Source organism: Prescottella defluvii (genome assembly GCF_000738775.1).
Classification (GTDB): domain Bacteria; phylum Actinomycetota; class Actinomycetes; order Mycobacteriales; family Mycobacteriaceae; genus Prescottella; species Prescottella defluvii.
The window spans coordinates 1-407 of record NZ_JPOC01000115.1 but is presented as its reverse complement, the minus strand read 5'-3'; the positions used below and the strand labels follow the sequence as shown (position 1 = coordinate 407).

Below are 407 nucleotides of genomic sequence, written 5' to 3'. Positions count from 1 at the left end.
GGACCGCCCGGGACATCGTCGACCACGTCATCGGGACGCAGACGCAGATGATGGGTGTCGTCGGGCTGACCGTCCCGCCCGGCCCGTCCGCCGCCACCGAACCCGTCGGGTCCTGGCAGCACACCCGGGATGCGGTTCAGGCGATCCTCGACGATCCCGCGAAGGCGGCGCTCGAGTACGACGGTCACTTCGGACGCACCGATCTGGCCTCGACGATCCGCACCTTCTACTGCTTCGACCTGGTCGTCCACGGCTGGGATGTCGCCCGTACGGCGGGGTTGGACGAGACGATTCCGGAACACGACCTCGACATGGTCGACGGAATCGTCGCCCAACTCGGAGACTCGCTGCGCATGGACGGCGTGTGCGGCCCGGCCGTCGAGGTGTCCGCCGACGCCGACCGGCAG

1 protein-coding gene is annotated in these 407 nt (G+C 69.3%); it reads left to right on the top strand.

All coding sequences use genetic code 11. The features are described 5' to 3' along the window. Positions 1-407: DinB family protein (locus IJ15_RS26525; RefSeq protein WP_031940839.1), on the top strand; the 407-nt coding region annotated here is incomplete at both ends.